Below are 8,126 nucleotides of genomic sequence, written 5' to 3' on the forward strand. Positions count from 1 at the left end.
CTATTTAGTCTTACGACTAAAATTCACTTTATTTACTAAAGTAATTAACTGGTTTAGCAAAATATTATTTTGCTATCTTTACCTATTTCTCTGTTTAATTTTCAAAGACCAATTTGTTTTTTGTATCCGTCAATTGCTGACGACTTCTACTATAATACTAGATGTTTCTTTATCTGTCAACAAGTTTTTAAAATTCATTTTCATTTAAAACCTAATTGAATAATAATAAACATTTAATTTATTTCGCCACCGCTTTTGCGACGACAAGGAATATTCTATCACATAAATATGAGCATAATCTATGAACACAAGTGTTCTAAGTAGATTATGCTCATAATACTAACTATACGTTTAAATAATTCAATATTTCGCACTGAGATACGCTAGGCTACAACTTACTAAATTTATTAACCAAACATGAAACCAATAATTAAATAAAGTATTGTAGCAGCCACTGCAACCGTCAATGCATAAGGCAATTGTGTCTTAACATGATCCATATGGTCAGAAGCAGCACCAGTAGATGCCAAAACAGTCGTATCTGAAAGTGGAGAACAGTGATCTCCAAATACTCCTCCCCCGGCAACTGCTGCAATAGTAGCTAGTACTAATGGAGTAACCACATTACCTGTAAATATAAAAGCAAGCGGTACTGACAAAGGCATTACTATTGCAAAAGTACCCCATGATGTCCCTGTAGAGAAAGCAATAATTGCTGCTAGAACGAATGTTAATACAGGTAACAAACTTGGAACTAACCAACCTTCCGTTAATGAAATAATATAATTAGCTGTGCCCATGCTCTTGCTTAAATTATTGATTGAATATGAAAGTGCCAATATTATAATAGCAGGCATTACACCTTTCATCCCTGCCATTGCAGTTTTCATAATTTCATTAAATGGGATTCCTTTAATTCTCATAATAATACCCAATACAATAGCTGCTGCTAAAAAGGCCTCCATAGTTTTAGCCGATTTAAGAACTATAAACGTTCCCACTGCAATAGAAATTACTATTAATACTGGAAGTATAAAGGTTAATAGCACGTTAACCTTAAATCCTTCGTATACAGGTGTATCAGTTAATTCTTCACCTAATAATGGCTCTGCACCATCTGCAAATACTTTCCCTTCGTTTATTGCCCTGTCTTCCGCTTTTTTCATAGGGCCAAACTCTGGAATGATTTTCATAGCTGTTAGTCCCACAAAAATAACAGCCAATATGGCATAAAAGTTAAATGGAATTGCTTTTGTAAATACCATCATTGCTTCAGGACCATCTTTTATAGGACCCATTCCAACAAGTAACCCTGAAATAAATACTGCCCAACCAGTGATTGGAACCATTACACTCACGGGTGCAGATGTAGAATCTGCGATGTAAGCTAATTTTTCGCGTGATATCTTTGCTTTATCAGAAAGTCCTCTCATCGTAGAACCTACAAACAATGGACTAAAATAATCACTAAAAAATACAAACATACCCATAAACCACGCGACTAGTTGTATACCTACTCTACTAAGTTTTTTATCATCCATAATTTTAGTAAAACCTTGAATAGCACCAGTCCTTTGAAAAAATGCGATTAATATACCAATAAATAACTCTAATAGTAATATCCAAGAAAAACTAGTAGTACCTAAAGATACTTTTAATAGAGTTGGAAATCCGAGAAGACCTTCTCCCATAACTAATACTCCTATAAGACAAGCAACCGCTAGCGAAAATATAGCATTTTTCGTTTTGAAAGCTAATATAATAGCAATTGTTGCTGGTAATAATGATATAATACCTAAACTTTGACCTGCTTCCATTTTAACTTCCCCCTTTAAAATAATAAATTAGATTTTAAAAAATTATCTGATCTTGTCATCGTAGCCGGTGGTGCAGGATCTAGTTTCTCGTCTAATATATTTAATATTTCTTCAGGTCTTACCCAAGGCCTATTTTGAATTGCACTTGTTTCTTCATGAGTAATATATCCTTTGTACGCAATTAAACTTCGTCTTAAATAGCCGTCTTTGATGCAAGCTTTTTTTATACCTAAGTTAAGAATTGATCGAAGATGTGGTAATACAGACGCAGCATATGCAACGGATACTGAATTAGCAATGCAACCAGGTATATTACCTACGCAATAGTGAACTATTCCATTCTCTATATATGTAGGGTTTTCATGTGTAGTTTCATGAAAAGATTCTATAGCACCTTTGTCATCATTGCTTATGTCTACGATTACAGATCCTTTTCCCATTAGATTAAGCATGTCACGATCAATCAAGTAATCTAAATTTCCCTTGGGCCATTTCACGCAATTTATTACCATATCAATTTCAGGAAGTAATTTCTTGATATTTTCTTTAGTCGAAAATTGGGTGTTAACTTTTTCATTATATAGTTTTCCAATTTCTCTTAAGGTTGCCATATTAACATCCATTAATGTGCACCAAGCTCCTAATGACTGAAGAACTTGTAGTGCAGACTTTCCAACTATTCCGCCTCCAAGTATAAGAACTTTGATTCCTGGAGCTCCCGCTAAACCACTTACAAATTTGCCCTTTCCTCCATTAATAGTAAGCATTGAGTATAATCCCATTAAAGCCCCTTGCTTTCCTGCTGCCTCACAGTTAACTGATCCGTATCTGTGAGAATCTTCTGCTGTAAATGCAATGCTTTTACTGTCAATAATAGCCTGGACTTCTTCTTCATGTGCAGCGGGATGAATACAGGTATATAATATTAAATCTTTTCTGAGTAAATGATACTCTTCCTTTTGGATTTCTTTAACTTTTGCTATCAAATCACATCTAGCATACATCTCCTGGACTGTTTCTACTATTTCAGCACCTTCATTCACATATTCCTGGTTGCTAAAGCCTGCATTTAATCCCGCATCTTTTTCAACAAGAACAATATGGCCATCATGTTTAATAGAAGCTACTTCTACAGGTGTTGCTATCACCCTATACTCTCCAACTTTAACATCTTTCAGTACTCCAAATATCATTTCAATACCTCCCAAGATAATTAATTTTGCTTATTATATACTTTAGCAATAACTATGCCAAAAAAATCATCGGCGAAGGTATTAGGATTCATAGTAATTTCACTTGTAAATTAATACAAAAAGCCCATAAACAAACATTTAAATGCTCATCTATGGGCTTTTTATATTATTACATAAAATCATACTTTAATATTTAATTATTTTAAATTAAAATTCATTTCAGTTTGTAATAATTAACTTTTCTTTGTAGTGTTTGTCTTGGAACGTTAAGTAATTTTGATGCCGTTGTCACATTATATTCACTTGATAAAAGAGCTCTTTCTATTAAAGATTTTTCATAGTTCTCCATATTTTCTCTAAGCGAAATTATTTGAGGTTTTTTATCACTGTGATTCATCTCCATAAGCTCTTTGAATTTACCCTCTATATCCAAAAATTCTAGTTGTTGCTTAGTTTTGTTTACGGTACTTAAACCATAGACTATTACATGTTCTAGTTCTCTTATGTTACCTGGCCAATCATATGATTTAAGTTTTGAGAAAAGTTGTTTAGAAACATACTTTATGTTTTTGTGAAAAACTTTATTATATTTGCTAATATTATAATTTACTAGAAGAGGTATATCGTCCAATCGCTCCCTTAATGGTGGAATTTTTATAATCATAACACTTAACCTATAGTAAATGTCTCTTCTTAACTGTCCTAACTTAATAGCTTCCCTTGGTTCAATATTAAGAGTTGATATTATCTTAATATTAATTTTTTTAACCTCTTTTGAGCCTACACTTCTAAATGTTCCATCTTGCAAAACCCTAAGTAATTTTGGTTGAAGATGAATAGGCATAGAGTTTATTTCATCTAAAAAAAGGGTTCCACCCTCTGCAAGCTCTAATAATCCTATGTTATCTATTGCACCTGTAAATGCCCCTTTTGCAGTTCCAAACAAAATACTTTCAAGCAGATTATCTGGTATTGCCGCACAATTTTGAGCAATAAATGGAGCATTTTTTCTTTTACTTGAATTGTGTATAGCTTGAGCAAACATTTCTTTTCCCGTACCGGTTTCTCCATATATCATAATGGGAACGTCACAGTTTGCAGCTATTTCTATATGATCTTTAAGCTCAATCATTTTTTTATTATTAGAGATAATACTATCAATAGAGTACATTGCATATGTTTCGCTATCATGAAGTTTTATTTCATTAGCATTTTTAAATATTCCGCTATCTATTTTAATTATATTTGTACTATCTTTATTTTCTATTTCCGAGGAAGATAAATCAATAGCTCCTACTATTCTATTCCCCGATTTAATAGGAATAGATAAAGATGTTATTTTTATATCTTTTTTCTCTTTAAGCTTAAGTATTTGGTTTTCAATATATATTGGCACTCCTATTTCCATAGATTTATAAGTAGTACTATTTTCTGTAGTTAGTTTCTCATATATATCAAAAAAATTCTTTCCTACAACCTCGTGATTATCTTCCCTGGGTGAATTTAGTTTGTTGTTAAGTTTTGCTGAAAATAAAATTTCACCTGCAACATTAATAATAGTAATTCCATCTATATATCCTCTGTTATTAAAAAGATTTTCAAATATTTCTATGATTAACCCCCCCCACACTTACCTTAAATATTACTTCCCTTTAATTTAAGTATATCATTAGTTTTTCAGCTCTGTAAAATTTATTTGGTAATTAATTGAAAAAATAACAACTTATAAGCTTGCTTGCCATGTGAGGAAAAAAATAAGCTCCAAAGACTAGAATAAATCTTTGGTGCTTTAGTATATTACTACTACTACTACTATTATTAAAGTAACTCTCCATTACTATCAATAATTGTTTTATACCAATGTCCTGAGTCTTTCACTGTTCTATTTCCTGTTTCATAATCTACGTATATTAAACCAAACCTTTCATTGTAGCCTTCTGACCATTCAAAATTATCCATTAAGGACCAATCAAAATAACCTTTTGTGTCTACACCATCTTCACTTGCTCTTTTAAATTCTTTCAAATATCTATGTAGAAAATCAATTCTTTGTGGATCGTGAACCTTTTTATCTAAATTTACCCAATCTACATTTGACATTCCATTTTCAGTTATAAGTATAGGTTTCCCATATCTTTCATAAAAGAACTTAGGTCCAAAATAAAGAGATTCGGGGGTTACTGACCATCTATTTAAGGTTTGTTCATGTCCAACCTTATTTTCAACTACTTTAGCATGGTTATTTTCATCCATTTTTACTCTTGTGCCCTGAAAAATATTAAGCCCTAAAAAATCTAAAGGTTGACAGATAGTTTTCATATCATCAGCTTTTATTTTAGGTAGCCACTTTTCCATAACTTTAAGTCCATCTTCAGGATACTTCCCTAAAAAAACTGGATCCATCCACCAAGTATTTCCCCATTGGTTAGGCGTAGTTATTTCAAACATGTGCTTTCTTGCAGCCGCTATATCTTTTAGTGTATCAGTGTCCGGAAAAGATGTTATACCAACTGGGGCGTAACCAACTTCACAAGGAACTTTTGATAACTTTCTGATCGCCTGAACTGATTTCCCATGAGCTAAAAGAGAATTATGTGATGCAAACAATATATCACTATTACTTAGTTTTAGGCCTGGAGCATGCGATCCATTCCCATGACCATGGCCTATAAAACATTGAGGTTCATTTTGTGTAATCCAATGGCTAACTCTATCAGACAGTCTTTTAACTACGACCTTTGTGTACTCTGCAAACCAATCAGAACTATCTTCATTTAACCATCCACCTTTTAAGAATAATTCATGTGGAAAATCCCAATGAAATAGTGTTATATAAGGAGTAATCCCATTCTCCAATAATTCATCAATTAACCTTTCGTAGAAATCAAGTCCCTCTTCATTGATTTTACCTATTCCACTGGGTAATATTCTAGGCCAATAAATAGACAATCTATATGAATTCAGACCCATTTCCTTCATTAATTGAACATCTTCTTTATATCTATGATAATGGTCACAGGCTATAGCTCCTGTGTGCCCATCTTTTACGAACCCCTTTATTTTGCATGCATTATCCCATACCGACATTCCTTTTTTGCCTTCAAATGCAGCGCCCTCAATTTGGTAGGCTGCCGTAGCCGCCCCCCATACGAAATCCTTTGGAAAACCCATTTGTATTCCCTCCTTTAATAGCTTGCTTTATTATCCCTTTACGCCTCCTACAGTGAGTCCTCCCACTATTTTCTTTGACAAGAAAATAAATGCTATCATTATAGGTACAATTGAAATAGCTACACCGGTGAAAACAACGCCATATTCTGTCTGGTATGTTCCTCTAGCCGACATTACCATTATTGGAAGTGTAAATTTATTCTGATCAAATAGTAATATTAAAGGTATTAAGAAGTTATTCCAGGTATTAATAAAAGTAAATATAGACATTTTTGCAACGGATGGGAATATTAATGGTAAAACCATCTTGTTAAATATAACAAACTCATTGCATCCATCTATTCTAACAGCTTCTATAAGTGAATCACTAATAGCACCATCTGTATATCCTTTAATGAAAAATACCGATGCTGGTGTTGCAATAGCTGGTATTATTAGTGGCAAATAAGAATCTAGCAAGTGTAAATTTTTCACTAATTGAAATAATCCTATAATCCCTAATTGGGTAGGTATCATCATAGTTCCGAGTAGCACCCAAAATAAAATATTATTACCCTTAAATTTAAATTTAGAAAATCCATAGGCAGTTAATGCACTAAAGTAACCACTTACAACCGTAACACAACTTGCCAAAAACAAACTATTTGTGAAACCCTTCCAAATAGGTTGACTCTCTAATAACCTATTATAATTCGTCATAAGTGCAGACCCAGGTTTTAAAGACAGTGTTGTAGCTATTTCAAGATTAGTATGAGTTGCATTAATTATCATTATAAAAAATGGTAAACAACATAAAATGGCAAGTGCAGTCAAAGCTATATATAAAATTGCCTTCTTAATCAAACTACTTGTTTGCTTTGTTTCCATTGGTTTTATATCTGTTTTTACTACAATATTATGTTTCATCTCTACCCCCTCTATTCATAATCAGCATTTTTGTTTATAAACTTAAAGGATATTATTGCAAATACTAGTATCATTAGAAATAACGCATATCCCACAGCAGCACCATAACCATAATTATTGTTTGAAAATGCAGTTCTATAAAGATACATAACCATTGTCATTGTTGAGTTGTCAGGTGTTCCTGCGCCCTTTGTTAGTGCATATGGTATATCAAAGGATTGCATTCCTCCTATTAATGATGTTATCACTGAAAATAAAATTGTCGGCCTTAATAATGGAATTGTTATAGAAAAGAAAGATTGTATTTTACTAGCTCCATCTACAGTCGCCGCTTCATAAAGTTCTTCAGGTATATTTTTCATTCCCGCCATAAATATTAGCATGCTGTATCCAAACCACATCCAGAAGGAAGTGAGAGAAACTATACCTCTAGAGTAACCTTCACTCATAAGAAAGTTTATTGGTTCCTTTATTAAATACATATTTATTAATATCTTATTTACCGACCCTGCTTGCCAATCAAATAAGAATGCAAACAATATACCAATTGAAGTTGCTGTAACTAAATTAGGAAAGAAATACACTGATCTGAAAAAATCCTTACCTTTTAGTCTCGCATCATTTAATAAAACAGCTAATGTTAATGCTAAAATCATTTGAGGAATAGCGGCGCTTAGCCACATTATCCATGTATTTGCTACAGTCTTTATAAAAATCGAATCTGAAAATAATCTTGAGTAGTTTGCAGCTCCTACAAATTCAACATGCTTAGACATTCCATCCCATTTAAGAAAACTTACATAAAGAGAATATAGCATTGAATATAATTGAAAGGTTAAAAATGTAATAAAGAACGGAGCAATAAATAGTAATCCGTATTTCTCTTTATTTATTCTAGCTTTAGCCAAAATGTCACCTTCCTCTCTATATTATAAATTACTCTTGATATCTCACTCATTCTTAGAATCTCATCATTTCAAAAAGAAACCTTCTTGGTATATATTGAATTATTGTATTTATATGGGCATAGATGAGTGAC

Annotated in this window: 6 protein-coding genes; all 6 read right to left on the minus strand. The window is 32.5% G+C overall.

The window, feature by feature from the left end; genetic code table 11:
* Positions 1-407: 407 nt before the first annotated feature.
* The 6 genes from ACJAX4_RS19830 to ACJAX4_RS19855 all read right to left on the minus strand — a co-directional run bounded on the left by ACJAX4_RS19830 (position 408) and on the right by ACJAX4_RS19855 (position 7,995).
* On the minus strand, positions 408-1,817 hold the full coding sequence (locus tag ACJAX4_RS19830) for a Na+/H+ antiporter NhaC family protein (protein ID WP_435791165.1): 1,410 nt from the start codon (positions 1,815-1,817) through the stop codon (positions 408-410).
* Positions 1,818-1,831: 14 nt separating this feature from the next.
* Entirely contained in the window at positions 1,832-3,010 is a 1,179-nt protein-coding gene (locus ACJAX4_RS19835) for an alanine dehydrogenase (protein WP_435791166.1), read from the minus strand.
* 214 nt (positions 3,011-3,224) lie between these two features.
* Positions 3,225-4,640, minus strand: a complete 1,416-nt coding sequence (locus ACJAX4_RS19840) for a sigma-54 interaction domain-containing protein (protein WP_435791167.1) — start codon at positions 4,638-4,640, stop codon at positions 3,225-3,227.
* A gap of 188 nt (positions 4,641-4,828) precedes the next feature.
* On the minus strand, positions 4,829-6,181 hold the full coding sequence (locus ACJAX4_RS19845) for a GH1 family beta-glucosidase (RefSeq protein ID WP_435791168.1): 1,353 nt from the start codon (positions 6,179-6,181) through the stop codon (positions 4,829-4,831).
* Positions 6,182-6,211: 30 nt separating this feature from the next.
* Positions 6,212-7,087 (minus strand): carbohydrate ABC transporter permease, encoded by an 876-nt coding sequence (locus ACJAX4_RS19850; RefSeq protein WP_435791169.1) that lies wholly within the window; start codon positions 7,085-7,087, stop codon positions 6,212-6,214.
* A gap of 11 nt (positions 7,088-7,098) precedes the next feature.
* On the minus strand, positions 7,099-7,995 hold the full coding sequence (locus ACJAX4_RS19855; RefSeq protein ID WP_435791170.1) for a carbohydrate ABC transporter permease: 897 nt from the start codon (positions 7,993-7,995) through the stop codon (positions 7,099-7,101).
* Positions 7,996-8,126 lie beyond the last annotated feature (131 nt).

Origin of the sequence: Clostridium sp., from assembly GCF_051278035.1 — a bacterium.
In the GTDB taxonomy this organism is placed as follows: domain Bacteria; phylum Bacillota; class Clostridia; order Clostridiales; family Clostridiaceae; genus Clostridium_AD.

Excerpts from the sequence above, each read along its gene's own strand:
- ACJAX4_RS19830 (WP_435791165.1), bottom strand. The coding sequence starts at position 1,817 with ATGGAAGCAGGTCAAAGTTTAGGTATTATATCATTATTACCAGCAACA.
- ACJAX4_RS19835 (WP_435791166.1), bottom strand. The coding sequence starts at position 3,010 with ATGATATTTGGAGTACTGAAAGATGTTAAAGTTGGAGAGTATAGGGTG.
- ACJAX4_RS19845 (WP_435791168.1), bottom strand. The coding sequence starts at position 6,181 with ATGGGTTTTCCAAAGGATTTCGTATGGGGGGCGGCTACGGCAGCCTAC.
- ACJAX4_RS19850 (WP_435791169.1), bottom strand. The coding sequence starts at position 7,087 with ATGAAACATAATATTGTAGTAAAAACAGATATAAAACCAATGGAAACA.